Source organism: Nitrosospira sp. Nl5 (genome assembly GCF_900102495.1).
GTDB lineage: Bacteria > Pseudomonadota > Gammaproteobacteria > Burkholderiales > Nitrosomonadaceae > Nitrosospira.
In genome coordinates this window covers 102,942-120,880 of record NZ_FMVQ01000005.1, presented here as the reverse complement: position 1 = coordinate 120,880, position 17,939 = coordinate 102,942, and the positions used below count along the sequence as shown (strand labels likewise).

The following is a 17,939-nucleotide window of genomic DNA, read 5'->3' as shown; positions in this document are numbered from 1 at the left end:
GCAGAATTGCCGATTGTAGGGAAAATCAGGAGGCAGGGCGAATATTATGACAAAATGATGAATCTGAATCCGGTAATTGACGGTTCATTTCTCAGCTTGGCGCATGACACAAGATTCTTTTCTCGCCACTTGACCCCCTGTTCCCTACCGGCTATTTGTCACACCTTCCGCGGCTTGAATTTCTTAAGCATCTCGATTACCGGAGCCGTTTGTGGCCTTACGCCGCGCCACAAAAAGAACGACTCAGCCGCCTGCTCTACCAGCATACCGGTACCGTCTGCCAGACGCGTTGCACCGTCCTTTTTTGCGAATTGCAAAAAAGGAGTATGTCCACCATACATCATGTCATAGGCCAGAGATTCTCCAGTGAAAATGCCAGAGGGCAGTAACGGCAGTTCGCCATTCAGACTGGCGGAGGTAGCGTTAATGACGAGATCGAATTTTTCCCCGCGAAGATCAGCATAGTCGCCGGATACAACGTTTCCGTAGTGCGAAAATTGCTGCTGTAATTCGTGCGCTTTTTGTCCGGTGCGATTGGCGATGGTCAATATGGACGGTCCCTGTTTCAGTAGCGGCAGCATCGCGCCGCGAGCTGCCCCGCCCGCACCCATTAGCAATACCCGCTTCGCAGTAATGGAAAACTCTTGATTGATCATGATGTCGCGCATCAATCCGGCGCCATCAGTATTATCGCCGAGGATCCCGCCGCCATCGAATACAAGCGTGTTAACCGCTTGCGCGGCATGGGCTCGCGCGCTGAGACGGCTTGAAATATTGCAGGCTTCAAGCTTGAACGGGACAGTGACATTTATTCCCTTGCCGCCTCGCTCCCTAAAAATTGCCACAGTTTCAGCGAAAGCATCCATCGGAGCAAGTATGGCTTCGTAACGCATCTCCTGACCCGTTTGCCGGGAAAATTCGGCATGAATCAGGGGTGATTTGCTGTGGGCGATGGGATTACCAACAACGGCGTACAAATCAGGCATGGCGGACTATTAGTTGATATACAGATACTGAGCAACAGCACAGGTTCGATCTGCGCCAATTACCCTTGAAGCCGTCAGGCTGACCTGGATGGTCTGGATGGGAGGGGCGGTTTTTTGAAGTCAGGGCAACGACGCGAAATGGCGTTAAGCTTAAAAACAGCGCTCCATTGCCGGATTCGGGATTACTGGCTTGTGAGCTCGTCAGACCGCGTGAACGCCCAGGTGCGGGTAATGTGCAGGACATCAGTGTCTCGACTGATATCGGGTGGGAAGGGAGAGAATCCATTTTGCCCCGCCAGTTTAACGATGCGTATCGCTGCTTCATCCAGAATTGCTTTCCCTGACGAACGGTTTATTTCAAGCGATTCCAGGCTGCCGTCAGACCTGATGCCAACGGTAAGTTGCAAATTACCGTAGAGCTTTTCCCGCCTCGCTGACTCGGGGTAATTCATGTTGCCGATCCGCTCCACCTTGATACGCCAGTCTTCGACATAGCGAGCAAAGCGATATTCCTGAGTGCGAGCCCCGATAAATCTTCGTTTTGGACGCTTCTGATAAGCATCGTAATCATGGGCGGTTTGCGCTTCCACGCGAGCAATTTCGAAACTGCGCCGCACCAGATCGGCGGCATCGATAATATTGTGATTCTGATTTTGCTCGAACTGCTCGGGATGGGCCTCGGCTTGAAGGATGTCTTGATCGCTATTGACCGCATTCATCAACTTTTCAGCCTCCTGTTCAAGTTCTTCCGCTTTTTGCGTCGCAGTGGCTGTATCAACAGGCGACGGCGCGGGCAAGGGTGTTTTGACGCGGCGGTCGCGATCAGTGTTGCCGCCACCATTGAGGTTAGCCTGCGCCAACGCATCCGCATTGCCCGGTTTTGATGGGGATTTACTGTTGACCAGCACCACTTCCAACGGGACAGCGGTATGGTCGATCCTTGGAAGCGGAATTTTGACGGCAACACCGAATAACACAACCGCGTGCAAAATCACCGATACCAATATTGCCACATTCAAGCGTGACGATGAATGTAACAATCCGCCGGGGAGTGTAGCTAAATTAAAATCCGGTATGTTTGAGGTGGCGCTCAATGTGCCAAAAATTCGAAATTAGACCGTAGAACGTTAAATCCTGAGCACGGCAGTTGACCATTCGTTTTTCATCTCATTTTTTCAACCGAGCACGATGACTCTCAAAACTTTTCTTGCCATCTGCCTTCACCTTTGGCGAGCTTGCTACAGGTCCTTTGGCGGATTATGCATAAGTCTCGTCTATTGTAAAGCAACTATGACCTCCTCGTCACATGGATAACGACAGTTCTATGTTTCCAGTTTACGCAGAAATTTTGCGTTGAAAGTGAGCTCCAGCAAGTCAATCTGAGAAATCTCCAATTCAACATTCGTTTCTGGCGGCACATCTGGTAACGAGGCCACCCGCGCCATCAAGGGAAGATGGTTCAGTTTTACCAGATTCTCCTTAACAACTTCCGCACTCGTTATATTGACCTTTTCCTGCAAGAGCCAGCGCAGGCACCAGTAGCGCTCCATCGTGCGCTGAAAGTCTCCATAAATCTCATAGGCCGCCTCGAAATCCCGCATGGACGTCCTCAGGCTATCGCTTTCCTTGGGATACGGCGGCGTCTCACCGCGCAGCAGCGCGACCAGCTGCCGCTGATTAATGAAATCCACGTAGCGACGCATCGGCGAACTGATCCAGGCATACTGTGAAACACCCAGACCCTGATGTGGTGCGGGAGACGTGCTTATTCTGACTTTGCCGCCTCCCTGGCTGCGATAGATGCCGGAAACACCGCTATCGGCCAATTGCCTGCCCCATTCGGTATTCACGTAAATCATCAGTTCCGACACTACTTTGTCAATTGGTGAACCCCGTCGGCGCTCGCTTATGGTAATGCGGTCATCCTGAACGTTAAAGCCGTAATCGATTTTCTCGTTATTGCTGTCGTTGGTCTTGCCGCGGAACGCTTCCCTCTTGCATGCAAAATTCCACAGCGCCAGCAACTCTTTGCCAAAAGGATGATCGAGATTTCCTCCCGCCACGGTAGATTCATTGAATCGCTCTTCCAATGTGTCGTGCCTGAGATTCGCGGCAACCTTCACGCGTTCAATACGGCTGGTTGTATTGACAACGGTGAAATCGTCCGCCACGTCGAGATACATCGAAAGCGCCGGACACAGCCGTTCTTCGCCCAATGTATAGTGCTGTATTACAGCTTCGGGCAGCATGGTAATTTTATTGCCCGGCAGGTATACGGTAGAAAGCCGCCGTGCCGCCACGGTATCCAGCAACGAACCTGACGGGATACCCAAGATTGGAACGGCAATGTGAATACCGATGCGGAAGCTGCCGAGAGTCAGCGGCGTGACCGAGAAGGCGTCGTCAATTTCGGTAGTAGCGGCATCATCTATGCTGAAGGCGGCCACATCGGCGATGGGCAGATCTTCCGGATCGTTCAATTCGGCGGCTGCATCAAGCGTGCCGAAGTCCGTGCCTTCGGGAAAATGCTCCAGCAAAAACCGATTGACGTGATAATCGTGGGTAGACGGTATCGCACCGCATTTTTCCAGCAGTCTGGCAACACTCAGCCTGTTTGCGGTGCAAACGGCCTCCAGCGCTTTCCATTCAACCGTATTTTTGTCCGGTCGATAGAGAAGATTGCATAGCGACGGTCTGAATTCTTCCGGTAGAGTGAATGTGCCCAGTAACTCCGCATAACGGGTTTGCTGTTCCGCCTGACGGCGCTTTTTTTCCTGACTGGCAAGTGCCGCCTCAAGCGCTTTTGGCGGGGCAGCCTTATACCGACCCCTGCCTTTTTTATAAAAATACATGGGTGCGCTATGCAAGCGGATCAGCACGCCCGCAGCTTCCTCCGGACTGGCTGCATGACCAAAATACTCTGCGGCCAGCGCATCGCTGGCGAATTCGGCCTCGCTCTCGCAGCACTCCCAAAGAAAATTCGGGTCCAGATCATCGGCGGTTCTTTGCGCAAGGTCCATGAATTCGGACAGGGACGGTGCGTCAAATCGCAACAACACCGAAGCCGCTTTTATTTTAGCGCGCTTGCCATGAGGCGCCTCCACCTGAAGCGAAGTGGTATTGTCGGCAAGGATGGCGCCAACCTTAAAAGTACCTTCTTCTTCATAAAAGACATTCATGAAATGGTTTTTTCAGGCGGAGCCTATAGGGGTTGTTTGAATGTCGAACAGGATTTCAGCAGGAAACCTCCTCAAATAGAGCCTCTTGTGGGAATGTCCCCTGGAGGACGCATTCGGAGCGCATCCTCAATTAACGACCGTGGGATTACTGAAACTGAATATATGTAGCCGAAAACGTATCCGCGACGAGACCGTGCTGGCTCATCTTTCTTGGGTCGACCCTCTGAGCACGGGATGCGAAGTCCCGCACCCCGGTTTTTCATTCCCGGAGCAATTAAGCCAGTTAAAATATGGTATGACGACAGGTATGAATACTTTCTAATTTGACTAATACGAACAGCAGATTCTTTTCCGTCTTCTAGAAAAACGGTGGCAACATTGGCCTTATCGCTTCTGTTGATCAGGCTCCCGGAAACATGCCGCTTCACAGCGCTTCAGATCTCAGCTAATTGCCTGATAAGATATTTGGCGGGATTCGACTATAATAACCCAAGAACCGCATTTTCGCCAGAAAGGAACCGCCGTGAACCGATCTTCTATTGCATTAGAGATGCGACGCAAATATTTTGTTCCCCTGTTAATTCTTGTGATCGCTCTCTTGCCTGGCTGTGCGGCGCTGGGGGATGCCGACCCGGATCGTGGCGCAACCACGGTCAGGCAGGATGTTTTTGGGGATAACTTCACGGCCGTAAAGTATCTTGACCAAGGATGGTCACCTGCCGACAGTTTATGGTTTTACACCATCACCCAGGGATCGGACATGATGCCCTACGATTTCTTTCTCGCGCTGGAGCAGGTCGGCAAACCGGAGCCGTTTCGATCCAACGAGAATATGAACCGTTACCGGTATCTGCCGCAGAAGACCACTTCCGGTAATCCGGATGGGCTGCCGGTCGGATTCGTCAAAGATACCTATCAGGGTAAAGAGTATGTCGGTTTGACTTGCTCTGCCTGTCATACGGGACAAGTGAATTACAAGGGCAAAGGGATACGGATCGATGGAGGGCCGGCAAGCGCCGATATGGAAACTTTCATGGCGGATTTGGTTCGCGCCTTGATCGCAACCCTTGAAAATGAGGAAGTCAGGAACCGGTTTGTGAAAAATGTACTGGCCCGCGGCAATTACACCGCTGAAACAGAGGTACTCGCAGACCTCAGGAAATTTCGCGAGCGTCTCGCCAGCTACATTACGATCAACTACAGCAGCCTCCATTACGGCTATGCCCGGCTGGATGCGTTCGGACGCATCTACAACCGGGTACTGGAACATGTCATAAACGTGAGAGAGCTTAAAGAACTGCTGCGTGACCCCAGGGTAATGGGCGACCGCGCAATGACGGAGGAACAGATAGAGTCGATAACAAGTGAAACAGGTAATGTCCTCAGTGGGGCTGAACGAGACAAAGTCGTCGAGAAACTGGTGAAGACGTTAAACGAAAACAACGGCTGGGAAGCCCTCGGACGCCTGCGGAAGAAACTGTTTAATCCTCCTGATGCGCCGGTCAGTTATCCATTCTTATGGGACACTCCTCAGCATGACTATGTTCAATGGAACGGTCTCACGGAAAATGCGGGGCTCAAGGCAATCGCACGCAACGCTGGAGAAGCAATAGGAGTATTCGCCACACTTGATTGGACAGAAAAGAAAGGGTTCTCGCTATCTTCCTTCATCAATGGCCAGGGTCTCTACGGGCCTCACATCAGTTACTATTCCTCGGTTAACGTCAATAACCTGCGTCTTATCGAATCGCGTCTGCTGAGCCTGCAATCTCCATTGTGGCCCGAAGATATCCTTCCCCCCATTGACGCGGCCCGCCTTGCGAATGGAAGGTCCTTGTTCAATAAACATTGCGTGAGTTGCCATGCAAGAATCCAGCGCGATGATCCGGATCGACGCGTGGTGGCGCAGATGTCAAGGGCCAGCACTGTCGGCACGGATCCCCAAATGGCAGAGAATAGCGTGGATTACCAGGGTTTCTCGGGCATTCTACGGAATCAGTATGTTGGCGTTAGTGTGGGCGATATTCTGCTGGACCGGCGGGCGCCAGTTTCAGCCTTGCTGACTAAGGCGACGATAGGCGTCGTTGCCACTCCAGATCAGGACAAATGGTTTTTTCGCCGCTGGTTCGACTGGATTTATAACCTGGCGGCAGGATTTCGCCATAACGAGATCAAGCCTTCGATCAAGCACGGTGACTACGATCCCGACACCACGGCCAACCCGGTTGCATCGTTAAAGGCTTATAAGGCGCGGCCGCTAAACGGTATCTGGGCAACCGCGCCTTATCTGCATAATGGCTCGGTACCAACGCTCTATGATTTGTTACTGCCCAAAAAGCGCCCGGGAGATCCGCAAGACGGCGAATATCGGCCTGACGAGTTTGAAGTGGGTTCACGCGAATTCGACCCGGTTAAGGTAGGCCTGAAGAGCAGCGGATATGGGGGCTTCATTTTCAAGACCGATATTAGCGGCAACAGTAATGCCGGACACGACTACGGGGTTAAACGCACCGCGGATGAGTCCAATGGGCCCGTGGATCAGAAGATTAAAGAGCAATGCATGGACGAGACGATTAAAGACGAACTTCTGGATAAGTCCATTAGAGATAAATGCCTGTCCCCCATGTCCAGGGAAGAGCGCCTGGATCTGCTCGAATACTTGAAGACGCTATGATTAACTCATGATGGTGCGTCGCCGCCGCGATCTTTGATTCTATACGCACCCAAAATAACAAGGGAGGTACCGATGAGTGCAAGTTACCTGGAGCAATACGATGCCGCTGCCGATGAGGATAAGTCTCTCTTGGCGCGCCGCTGGATCGACACGGAACCGCTGCCGTTCTTTAAGGAACTGCGTGAAAAACGTCCCATTCTGATCACCCCCAGATTCACCCTGGTCACACGCTTCGATGACGTCAGGGAAGTGCTGAGTATGCCGAAAGTATTTACGGTCAAGCCCTACGTCCCAAAAATGGCCGATTACCTGATGATGCATGATGATGATGCACTGCATACGCGCGAAAAATCACTGATGCAATGCATGTTGAACCGTGACGATTTGCCGGCCGTGCGCGACATGGTGGCGAACGTCTCCAAGGAGATATTGGACACCGCCCATGGCAACATTGAGCTGGTAAACAGTTATTGCCGCATGGTGCCGGCCACACTGGTGCGAGAATATTTCGGACTAACCGGAGCGAAGCGGCGGGACTTGATCGAGTGGTCCTACTGGAACCAATGGGATACTTTCCACAACCAGCCTTTCGACCTGTTGCCCCCGGAAAAATCCCAACACATTATTGATCGCCACAACGAAACTTCCAAAAAACTTGGTATGTTCATCGTTGAACTGATTGCTCGCCGTACACTGCAGGTAAAAGCGGAGGAAATAACCTTTTCGACCCTGGTGCGACTGGATGACGATATCGTAACGAGAATGCTGCGCACGGATTACCCGAAACAACTGGATTTCGACATCAAGCGTCTGGGACTGAATGCAGGCGGTCTTTTGATTGGCGCAATCGAGACCACGGCTCAGGCGGTTGCCCAGATCATCCAATATCTGATGGACCGTCCGGAATGGCTGGGCAAGGCAAAGACTGCCGCGCTGCAGGATACTCCCGCCGAATTTGACGGCATCGTTTGGGAGGCCCTGCGCTTTGTGCCGATTACGCCATACCTGTTTCGCACCACCGCAAGCGATTACACCGCCGCCAAGGGTACTGGACATGCAACCGTACTTCGTGCGGGCACCCATGTTTTGCCGGTTACCCTGTCGGCAATGTTCGATGAGAGGGCATTTGAATCACCGGATGAATTTATCCCGCAACGCAACTGGTATAATTATTTCCATTTCGGCTTTGGGAGTCATGAATGCCTGGGGCGCTACGTAGGCATGGTCATGATCCCCGAGATGGTGCGGCAAGTCTTAACCAGACAGGATATCAAGGCGAATGCGCCTATCGATTACAAGTCCGGCCCCTTCCCGGAACAATATGACCTTTCCTGGACGTTACAATAACGAGCAGCATGGGCTTTTAATACGGCGCATCCGATATATTGAGCAAGATTGCCGAGCAAATTCTTGTTACCTGTTACCTGGCTCCGGCATCCTTAAGGAGTTTTACCACGTCCCGGTGTCGATACTTCGATGCCAGCATTAGTGCGGTAGCGCCGTTCCCTGCCTTGGCATTCACCTCGGCCTTAGCCGCAAGCAGCGTCTGCACCACTCCGGCGTGGCCAATCTGTGACGCCAGCATTAACGCGGTAGCGCCGTTGCTCAGCCGGTCATTCACATCGGCTCCGGCAGAGAGCAGCATTTGCACGACCTGCCGCTGCCCCTCCTGCGACGCCTGCATCAATACCGTCCTGCCATCGTCCCTCCTGGCATTCACATCGGCTTTGGCCGCAAGCAACTCTTGCACGACCTGTTCATGACCTTTCTGTGACGCCTGCATCAACGCGGTAGTGCCGTCGTTTGTCTTCGCGTTGATATCTGCTTTGGCTTCAAGCAACGTTTGCACCACCTCTTCGTAGCCATTCTGCGACGCGGCCATCAACGCGGTAGCACCATTATCCGCCTTCGCATTCACGTCAGCTTTGGCCGCGAGCAGTGCCTTGACCCGCGGCACATTGCCATTCCCCGCTGCGGCGATAAGATCACTATCTCCCATGTTAGCCCACGTGCTTGCGGAAGCGCAGAATAGCGTTATCAGCATGGCCAAGCCATGCATATGTTTCTGCAACGCCATCATTCAGTTCCCCTCTTTATGACATATCTCTCGTATTCCCGGCTCCGCACCCACGATAAAAACAATCGCTGAGCCGGCTTATGTCGATCCTCAAACGCGGACGATTCCGCGTTGCATCCCTCACGGCGTCGCTCGTGAATCTGGTATCCTGAATCTGTACCCTTGTTGCTGCCAACGGTTGTTCTATTGAGCAGGAATGCGTCGAAATAGGACCAGCAGATGTTTTTGCAGCCAGTTTTCCTTTAATCCGGCAGCCTGCTAGACTTGCCAAGTCAAATATACTTTAAAAGGTTATGTATTGTCGCCTTCAGGAGATTCGATGCGAAAAATTCTTTTGTCGCTATCATTGTTATCAATAATGTCAGCAGCAAGCGCGGCTGAAAACCACATGCGCCCTGGATTATGGGAAGTCACGACGACCTCGATGTTATTGGCCCTGGTGCCCCAGATTCCACCGGATCAAATGCAAAAGTTGACAAACCTGGCCAAGCAATACGGATTGGACATGCCAAAGATCCAAAATGGGACGGCGACATCCAAGGTTTGCATCACGCAGCAAATGGCGGATCAAAAAATTCCATCCTATTTTCATCACAGTCAAACTGGCTGTAGTGTTAAAAATGCGATCCGGACAGAAAATAGTTACAAAATGGATCTCGTTTGTACAGCAGATTCTCAATTCAAGGGCAATGGAAGAGCGGAAGGAACGTTTACTAGCCCCGAGAGCTTCTCCGGATGGACCACATTTAGTGGCACTTTGCAAGACAGCCCGATCAACGAGCATGCCGATACGAGCGGCCGATGGATAAGCGCAAGCTGCGAAACAGCAGAGCCGCCACGCTGATTCCCCTCGACCAGGCCAATCAACGGTTGTTCTATTGGCCTCCATGGACGGAAAGAGCGAAACATTGGACCGGGGCTGGACACTTTTGGGAGCCGCTCTCCTTTAATTTCGACAGGCTGCTATCGCATTCAGCAGCTTTTCATGAATACCGCCGAAATCACCATTGCTCATGATGAGTATATGGTCGCCGGGATGACTGGCGGCTGCGATAGCCGCAATTAACTGCTCCAGGTTGTCATGGCTTACTGCCTTGGCACCTACGGAGCTTAATGCTTGTGCCGCGTTCCAGCCCAGGTTGGCGTTATAGCAGAAAACCAGGTCGGCCAACGCGAGACTATCTCCCAAGCTGTCTTTCCATATGCCCATTTTCATCGTGTTGGAACGAGGTTCCAGCACAGCGATAATACGTGCCCCATTCACCCTGTTGCGCAAGCCGTCAAGAGTTGTTCGGATTGCGGTCGGATGATGGGCAAAATCATCGTATACCGTAATCCCTTTGATTACCCCACGCACTTCCATGCGGCGCTTTACATTTTTGAACTGCATCAGGGCGGCGATAGCTGTCTTGACAGGCACACCGGCATGACGGGCGGCAGCCAGGGCGGACAGTGCATTCATCTGGTTGTGTTCTCCCAATAATTCCCATCGCAATGTTCCCTGAGATTTGCCCATGAAATAAATCGCGATTTCACCGTCGCCTGAAGCGTTAACCTGCCAACCGTTAGCTACCCCTACCCGCTCGACCGGCGTCCAGCACCCTTGGGTCAGAACACGTTCCAGACTCTCCTCTCGCCCGTTGGTGACGACAAGACCGTTGCCGGGAATAATGCGTACAAAATGATGAAATTGCTGCTCAATTGCCGCAAGATTTGCAAAGATATCGGCGTGATCGAATTCCAGGTTGTTGAGAATCGCGGTCCTGGGATGGAAATGGACGAACTTTGAGCGCTTGTCAAAAAAAGCGGTATCATATTCGTCCGCTTCGATAACGAAGAAAGAAGAACTGCCAAGTCTGGCAGAAAAACCGAAATTCCGCGGTATGCCGCCGATCAGAAACCCAGGCTCCATTCCCGCATAGTCGAGTATCCAGGCCAGCATTGAACTCGTCGTGGTCTTGCCGTGGGTACCGGCCACAGCCAGAACCCATTTGTCGCGCAACACATTCTCCAACAACCACTGCGGACCGGATACATAGGGAAGATTCCGATTGAGGATCTCCTCAACGAGCGGGTTGCCGCGCGTCACGACATTGCCAATCACGAACAGGTCGGGATTCAGGTTGATTTGTTCCGGGGAAAATCCTTCGATCAATCCTATTCCCCGAGATTCCAGTTGGGTGCTCATCGGCGGATAAACGCCCGCATCGCAACCGCTGACCTCGTGTCCGGCTTCGCGCGCTATCGCCGCAATACCACCCATGAAAGTGCCGCAAATTCCAAGAATATGTATGTGCAAGACCTAACTCCTGAATCCATTCATATAGCTGTCCTCTGTTTTTTGTTACACTTACACAATTTTTTGCTCTCCTTGATTCGTCATCGAGCCTAATCGGGCAAGGAGCCTAATGCAGAGCGCTCCCAATCTTCATAATCCGGCCCCAATAGGCTACATGCCGGCGTGCCTCGATGCCTGGGTGCGCGACTGATAAATCTGAAAGCGGCAATTCATCCGTGTCGAGATGCTTTTTCGGGATGAACATCCTTAAACCTAAATCCGGCAGTTGACCGCTCATTTTCCAGTTTAGGTTATGATCTACGAAGACGTCTTGCGCCACTTGACCTTCACCTCTATCGTGGGTTTGCTACCGCCGGATTTAGGTTAAATGAAATCGCGTTTTTCCCGCTCCATCCGCTGCTCCGCTTTTTTATTCTGCCTTGCATCCACTGCACTTGCCGACACGCCATCGTCGTCACCGAAAAACAAGCACGAACAGACAGCCCCCTCCGCACAACCGGAAATAAACAATAATAAACCCGTGCTGATTGGCACGGAACGCATACAGGGCCACCATGAATATGAGATCGATGCCAGAGGCGAGACCGAGTTGCGCAGCGGTCCTGTTCGCTCAGCCGATCGAATGAAAGATCGTAAAAAAACCGATGAGCCTGGGACGGGAAACATCGAACAAGCCGGCAGCGCATCGCCAGACATGCAGCCCAGGCCGACGCAGAACTATACACTATCGCCACCTGTAAAAGATGAGCGCACGCTGGCGGCGCCTGCTGCCGAAACGGAAAATAAAGAAAACCAGCCCGTGCTGGCAGGAGCGGAGCAGATACCCGGACACCATGAACAGGAGGGAGAAACCAAGCTCCGCACCCAGGGTGGACGGACTGCCCCCGCTGTTGCCCCTCCCGCGTCACCGGCATTGAAAAATGGAAGCAGATTGGCAATGCCAATTACCGGGGTGGGGGACAAAAAGAACAGCCCCCTGTTTACTGATACCGAGCACCTTCGGGGGCACCTTGTGCAGGAAGGCGATGTCAGGCTGAGACTGGGCGGCGAGGTTGCACCTGATGATATCCCATCGCTGGCGCGGAAGGATGAAATCAAGCTGGGAATACCTGCTACCGGGACGGAAAAGAAAAAAAGCAGACCGATATTCATTGCCGCTGACCGACTGGAAGGCCACGTTGAGCAGGAGGTTGAGGCGATCGGCAAGGCTGAGTTGTTCAGCGGCGACCGGTTTGTCTCGGCTGATCGGATGAAATACCATCAAAGTACGGACACAGTGGAGGCCGAAGGCGGCGTGCGTGTGGAACAACGTGGAGACATATTGGAAGGTTCCCGGCTCAGGTTCAATCTGGCAAACAAAACCGGGCAGTTGAATGATCCCAACTATCGTTTGCGTGATGCCAGCAGCCGCGGCAACGCCACTATGCTGCTATTTGAAGGAGAGAACCAATATCGGCTTCGGCAGGCAACTTATACGACGTGTCCGGCAGGAGATGACGACTGGTTCCTGCAGGTGGACAACCTGGAAATCGACAACGCCAAAAAAACAGGGACTGCGCGGAAAGTCAAGCTCACGTTCAAGGACGTACCGATATTGTACACGCCGTGGATGGATTTCTCATTTAGCGGCCAACGCAAGTCAGGGTTGCTTGCGCCCCTCTATGGTTACAATGTCAGGACTGGTATCGAGTTAACCGTGCCGTTTTACTGGAACATCGCGCCCAACTACGATGCAACATTCTCCACGCGGGCGATGTCCCGGCGCGGGGTTGCGTTGAATACCGAATTCCGCTACCTGGGAACCAATTCGAATGGCAATTTGCTGGCGGAAATATTGCCGAACGACCTTCAAACCAAAGAGACCCGATATCGCGTCGCGTTTGGGCATAGTCACGCGCTCGGGGCGGGTTTCTCCACCCGCCTTGACTACAACAGGGTCTCCGACGACGCCTATTTCCGTGATCTCGGTAACACGATGAATTTGACGTCCCGAGTCAACCTGTTGCAGCAGGGTCTGGTGGCGTATAACCGTAATCTGGGAGACAACGGTGCCTTGAATGTAACGACACTTGTCCAGCAATTTCAGACCATACAGGATCCGCGCGCGGCAGTCGCCGAGCCGTACAAGCGTCTGCCACAGGTGACTTTGGCAGCGAATAAATCTGACGTTCTGGGGGCGGATTTCAATCTGATCAGTAGCTATGCCAATTTTTCCCATCCTACGCTGACAAGCGGCCATCGCGTCACATTCTTTCCCAGCGTCAGCTACCCCATGCGCACCGCGTATGGTTATATCACGCCCAAGATCGGCATTCACCATACCAGATATAACCTGGAATCCTTTGGCACCCCATCGCAGGATACGGATCCGACGCGTACATTGCCAATATTCAGCGTGGACAGCGGCATCGTGTTTGATCGGAAGACAGAATTTCGCGGGGAGAAATTTACTCAAACCCTTGAACCGCGGCTTCTATATCTTTATGTGCCGTTCCGCGACCAAAGTTTTCTCCCCAATTTCGATTCCGCCAAGACGGATTTCAGCTTCGCCCAGATGCTGAGCGAGAATCGCTTCAGCGGCAGCGATCGTATCAATGACGCCAATCAGGTTACCTTTGCGCTCACATCCCGTCTGATCGAAGCAGATACCGGCAAAGAACGTTTGCGCCTCGCCATTGGTCAGCAAATGAGTTTCATAAATCGCCGCATTACCCTGGATGCACCTGAGACAATCGACAGGAGACCCGATCTGGTCGCCGCAGTTACCGGGTTTATCACCCCGAAGATCACCACCGATTCCAGTGTGCAGTTTGATCAGTCCCGGCTCCTGGCGGACGTGGTGCGTTCAGGCCTGAGCTACCGCCCCGAGGCTGGCAAGGTGGTGAATTTTGGCTACCGTTTTACCCGCGAGGTATTGCACCAGGTTGACGCCTCATCACAATGGCGATGGTCGGAAAGATGGCAAACCGTGGCACGGCTGAATTACTCGTTACAGGATCAGAGAGTTCTGGAAGGACTGGCAGGGATTGAGTATAATGCGTGCTGCTGGTCGTTGCGATTCGTCGTACAGCATCTAACCCTCGCCACTCAGAGAACAACCACGGCGGCTTTTTTGCAACTTGAGTTGAATGGCCTGATGCAAATCGGATCAAATCCGCTACAGGTATTGCAGCGCAGCATTCCTGGCTACACCAGGACCGGGAGCCAGGGCAGTGGCACAGTGGAAGGGCCTTAGACGATAGGCCGCACTTATAAAACTGTCGCCCCCACGCAGATCGCCATGACTTTCTTACTCTGCAACCTTTGAATCTCAATCCATCAGTTGACCGCACACTTTTCAGTTTGTATTATGATTGCCGATTTAGGTTGACGCGCTTATTTCACATGGGCACGAAATTTTTGTTACGTCCCCCTTTCCTGGTGGCGATGTTGGTAGCCGGAACTGCCATTGCCCAACAGCCCGCCCATTCCGGTAGTATTATCGCCATAGATCACATCGTCGCGGTCGTTAATGAGAACGTCATTACCCGCCACGAACTTGATGAAATGCTCAAAAACGCACTCAAACAGTTGCAGAAACAGGGAATACAACCGCCTGAACCGGCGGTGCTGGAGAAGCAGTTGCTGGAGCGCGTTATCCTCAATCGCGTGCAGCTGCAACTTGCAAAAGAAACCGGCCTGACAGTAAGCGATACCGAGCTCGACCAGACTCTTCGTCGCATCGCTCAGGAAAACAAGATGTCGCTGCAGGAATTTTACAACGCACTCGAGCAGGACGGAATCAGTTTCAATAAGTTCCGTGACGAAATCCGTGATGAAATTATTTTAGTACGACTAAAGGAACGTGAAGTCAACAATCGGATAAACGTGACGGAAGGGGAAGTGGACAGTTTTCTGCAGGCGCAAGAAACCTCATCCGATGGTAACGATGAATACCGCATTGCCCATATTCTGGTACAGCTGCCGGAACAACCGGATGCTCTGAAAATCCAGGCAAGGCGAAAAAGGGTGGAAACTGCCCTGGATCAATTGAAGAGTGGCGTCGAGTTTGCCAGCGTTGCTGCCGAGTTCTCCGATTCCGCCGACGCGATGCAAGGCGGCGTGCTTGACTGGCGCCCCGCTTCTCAATTGACGAAAAAATTTGCCGAAATCCTGGGACCGATGAAGCCCGGCGAACTGACCGACATCATTCAAAGCCCAAACGGGTTCCATATTCTCAAACTGCTTGACCGGCGCAATCAAAAAGATGCCATAACGATGGTGGATCAGACTCATGCTCGCCATATTCTTGTAAAAGTCAACGAGCTGACATCCGAGGCCGATGCCCGGCGCCGTATCACCGACCTGAAAGAGCGCCTGGACAACGGCGGCCAGTTTGAGGAACTGGCGAGACTTCATTCTGAAGACGCCAGCGCCTCGTCGGGCGGTGATTTGGGCTGGGTCTCACCCGGCGATACCGTTCCCGAATTCGAGCAAGCCATGAACGCGCTGCGGGATGGCGAAATCAGCGCGCCGGTGCAATCTCCATTCGGCTGGCACTTGATTCAGGCGCTCGAGCGCCGTAGCCAGGATATGAGCAAGGAACGGCGGCGCCAGTCGGCCCGCCAGGCAATCCGGGCGAAAAAAGGCGATGCGGCTTTTCAGGAATGGCTGCAGCGGTTGCGTGACCGAGCTTATGTCGAATACAGGCTCGAGGAAGGCTAGCAACTATCGGACTCAAAGGAATACGTCCGGCTGCCTATATTTTTTCTTCCTTTTTAGGGCAATAGAACAATAATTATCGGTCAGTTTCGGTTTCAATATTGAGACTGTTTCCCTCCCCGTGGGCGCCATGATCTCACCTAAACTCACCGCCACCCCAACTCTGGCCCTCACCGCTGGCGAACCTGCTGGTATCGGCCCCGACTTGTGCGTGCAAATCGCCCAAAAAGATTTACGATGCAGGCTGATTGTCATCGCCGACCGTGAACTGTTGCAGGAGCGGGCGCGGCTATTGCAGCTCCCGCTGCAAATAACAGACTACTCCCCGATGGTTGAGATTGAACATAAAACCGCCAGCTTGCACGTACTGCACGTGCCGCTGGCCGAATCCGCTGTTCCGGGAAAGCTGAACCCGGCCAATGCCCGCTATGTCCTCAATACCCTGGAACGCGCCGTTGAGGGTTGCAGCAATGGCGAATTCGACGCAATGGTCACCGCGCCGGTGCATAAAGGCGCCATCAATGATGCTGGCATTGCCTTTACCGGCCATACCGAATATCTTTCATGGCTTACAAACAGCCATGCAGTAATGATGCTCGTCGGTGGTAGCATGCGGGTGACGCTTGCTACCACCCATTTACCACTGAAGGACGTGGCGGCGGCTGTCACATGCGAAACGCTGGAGCAGAAACTGCGTATTATTCAGCACGACTTGATCACGCGCTTTGCAATTCCCAAGCCGCGCATCGCCGTGGCCGGATTAAACCCCCACGCGGGGGAATCGGGCCATCTTGGCCGGGAAGAAATAGATATCATCATTCCTTCGCTGGAAAAGTTGCGTGGCGAAGGCATAAATTTAATTGGGCCGCTGCCGGCCGATACCCTGTTCAATCCTTCGCATCTCAAGAATTACGATTGCATATTCGCCATGTATCACGACCAGGGATTGCCGGTGTTGAAACATGCCAGCTTCGGGGCAGGAGTCAACGTCACATTGGGGTTGCCCATTATTCGTACGTCGGTGGATCATGGTACTGCCCTGGATCTTGCATCAACCGACAGAGCTGATCCCGGCAGTTTGCTGGCGGCAATCGAAATGGCGATAACGCTGGCCGGAATCAGGGGTAAATTTTCTAAATTGGAACATGCTTGTCCATAACGGCAGTGGTTCTCCAATCCATGCATCACATCCCCCGCAAGCGCTTTGGTCAGAACTTTCTAATTGATCCCCGGATCGTAACAGACATTATTCGCGCCGTTCGTCCGGCGAAAGACGACCTCCTGGTGGAAATCGGACCAGGCCTGGGGGCGCTGACACGGCCCTTGCTGCAAACGCTGGACCATCTGCACGTGGTGGAAATCGATCGTGACATCGTCGAACGCCTCCGCCGCGAATTTTCCGAAAAAAATCTTACGGTACACTCGGCCGACGCTTTGGAATTCGACTTTTCCGTACTTGGAGGGAACCTTCGAGTAGTCGGCAACCTTCCCTACAATATTTCGACACCTATCCTGTTTCGCTTGAGCCGATTCGCGGCCAGTATCAGCGATATGCACTTCATGTTGCAGAAGGAAGTGGTAGCCCGCATGGTGGCCGTGCCATCCACCCCGGATTACGGACGGCTCTCGGTTATGCTGCAGTATCGCTTCGAAATGGAACAGCTTTTCATCGTCTCGCCGGAGTGTTTTCGCCCCGCGCCAAAAGTAGAGTCCGCTGTTATTTGCATGGTTCCGCGCAGGCAACCGCTGATTGAAGCAAGCAGGGAAAAATTATTGGCCGAAGTCGTCTCAGCCGCGTTTTCACAGCGGCGTAAAACGCTGCGCAACACGCTGCAGGCTCATCTAAAGCAGGAAGACTACCTCGCGCTGGGAATTGATCCAGGCCTGCGGGCGGAGAATTTGTCGGTGGAACAGTTTGTGATGATTGCGGATCACTTGAGCAAGCGATAGCTCGCTCTAGGCTATGGCGCCAGAACGCGTTTAGGAGTCATGGAATGTCGGGGTTAGATGCTCCCATCGCTAT

General features: G+C 52.8%; 12 protein-coding genes. 7 read left to right on the top strand and 5 right to left on the bottom strand.

All coding sequences use genetic code 11. From position 1 onward, the window contains the following. Positions 1–158 precede the first annotated feature (158 nt). The 3 genes from aroE to BLP45_RS06980 all read right to left on the bottom strand — a co-directional run bounded on the left by aroE (position 159) and on the right by BLP45_RS06980 (position 4,165). Positions 159–986, bottom strand: a complete 828-nt coding sequence (aroE, locus tag BLP45_RS06990) for a shikimate dehydrogenase (RefSeq protein ID WP_090371137.1) — start codon at positions 984–986, stop codon at positions 159–161. Positions 987–1,168: 182 nt separating this feature from the next. Further along, the gene (locus tag BLP45_RS06985; protein WP_256327735.1) at positions 1,169–1,999 is read right to left on the bottom strand and encodes an energy transducer TonB; all 831 of its coding nucleotides are present in this window, start codon (positions 1,997–1,999) and stop codon (positions 1,169–1,171) included. 309 nt (positions 2,000–2,308) lie between these two features. Then, the gene (locus BLP45_RS06980; protein ID WP_090371134.1) at positions 2,309–4,165 is read right to left on the bottom strand and encodes a ribonuclease catalytic domain-containing protein; all 1,857 of its coding nucleotides are present in this window, start codon (positions 4,163–4,165) and stop codon (positions 2,309–2,311) included. Positions 4,166–4,688: 523 nt separating this feature from the next. On the opposite strand from BLP45_RS06980, the gene BLP45_RS06975 reads away from it, so the two are divergent. Together BLP45_RS06975 and BLP45_RS06970 are read left to right on the top strand one after the other, a co-directional pair. Then, positions 4,689–6,839 carry a di-heme-cytochrome C peroxidase gene (locus BLP45_RS06975; RefSeq protein WP_305367073.1) on the top strand — a complete coding sequence of 717 codons (2,151 nt, stop codon included), beginning with the start codon at positions 4,689–4,691 and terminating at the stop codon, positions 6,837–6,839. A 72-nt stretch (positions 6,840–6,911) separates the two neighbouring features. Continuing rightward, positions 6,912–8,186 (top strand): cytochrome P450, encoded by a 1,275-nt coding sequence (locus BLP45_RS06970; protein ID WP_090371132.1) that lies wholly within the window; start codon positions 6,912–6,914, stop codon positions 8,184–8,186. A 73-nt stretch (positions 8,187–8,259) separates the two neighbouring features. On the opposite strand, the gene BLP45_RS06965 is transcribed toward BLP45_RS06970, so the two are convergent. Next, positions 8,260–8,919, bottom strand: a complete 660-nt coding sequence (locus tag BLP45_RS06965) for an ankyrin repeat domain-containing protein (protein WP_090371130.1) — start codon at positions 8,917–8,919, stop codon at positions 8,260–8,262. 316 nt (positions 8,920–9,235) lie between these two features. Here BLP45_RS06965 and BLP45_RS06960 point away from each other — a divergent pair, with 316 nt between their 5' ends. Next, entirely contained in the window at positions 9,236–9,760 is a 525-nt protein-coding gene (locus BLP45_RS06960) for a DUF3617 domain-containing protein (RefSeq protein ID WP_090371128.1), read from the top strand. Between the two features lie 102 nt (positions 9,761–9,862). Here BLP45_RS06960 and mpl read toward each other — a convergent pair whose 3' ends face one another. Beyond that, positions 9,863–11,215, bottom strand: coding sequence for a UDP-N-acetylmuramate:L-alanyl-gamma-D-glutamyl-meso-diaminopimelate ligase (gene mpl / locus BLP45_RS06955; protein WP_090371126.1), 1,353 nt, complete (start codon positions 11,213–11,215; stop codon positions 9,863–9,865). A 367-nt stretch (positions 11,216–11,582) separates the two neighbouring features. On the opposite strand from mpl, the gene BLP45_RS06950 reads away from it, so the two are divergent. From BLP45_RS06950 to rsmA, 4 genes are all read left to right on the top strand, one after another. Further along, positions 11,583–14,450: an LPS-assembly protein LptD gene (locus BLP45_RS06950; protein WP_090371124.1), complete on the top strand. Its 2,868-nt coding sequence runs from the start codon at positions 11,583–11,585 to the stop codon at positions 14,448–14,450. Between the two features lie 149 nt (positions 14,451–14,599). Beyond that, a complete protein-coding gene (locus BLP45_RS06945) occupies positions 14,600–15,919 on the top strand; it encodes a peptidylprolyl isomerase (RefSeq protein ID WP_090371122.1) in 1,320 nt (439 codons plus the stop codon). 127 nt (positions 15,920–16,046) lie between these two features. After that, positions 16,047–17,075 carry a 4-hydroxythreonine-4-phosphate dehydrogenase PdxA gene (pdxA, locus tag BLP45_RS06940; RefSeq protein WP_090371120.1) on the top strand — a complete coding sequence of 343 codons (1,029 nt, stop codon included), beginning with the start codon at positions 16,047–16,049 and terminating at the stop codon, positions 17,073–17,075. 20 nt (positions 17,076–17,095) lie between these two features. After that, the gene (gene rsmA / locus BLP45_RS06935; protein WP_090371118.1) at positions 17,096–17,866 is read left to right on the top strand and encodes a 16S rRNA (adenine(1518)-N(6)/adenine(1519)-N(6))-dimethyltransferase RsmA; all 771 of its coding nucleotides are present in this window, start codon (positions 17,096–17,098) and stop codon (positions 17,864–17,866) included. Positions 17,867–17,939 lie beyond the last annotated feature (73 nt).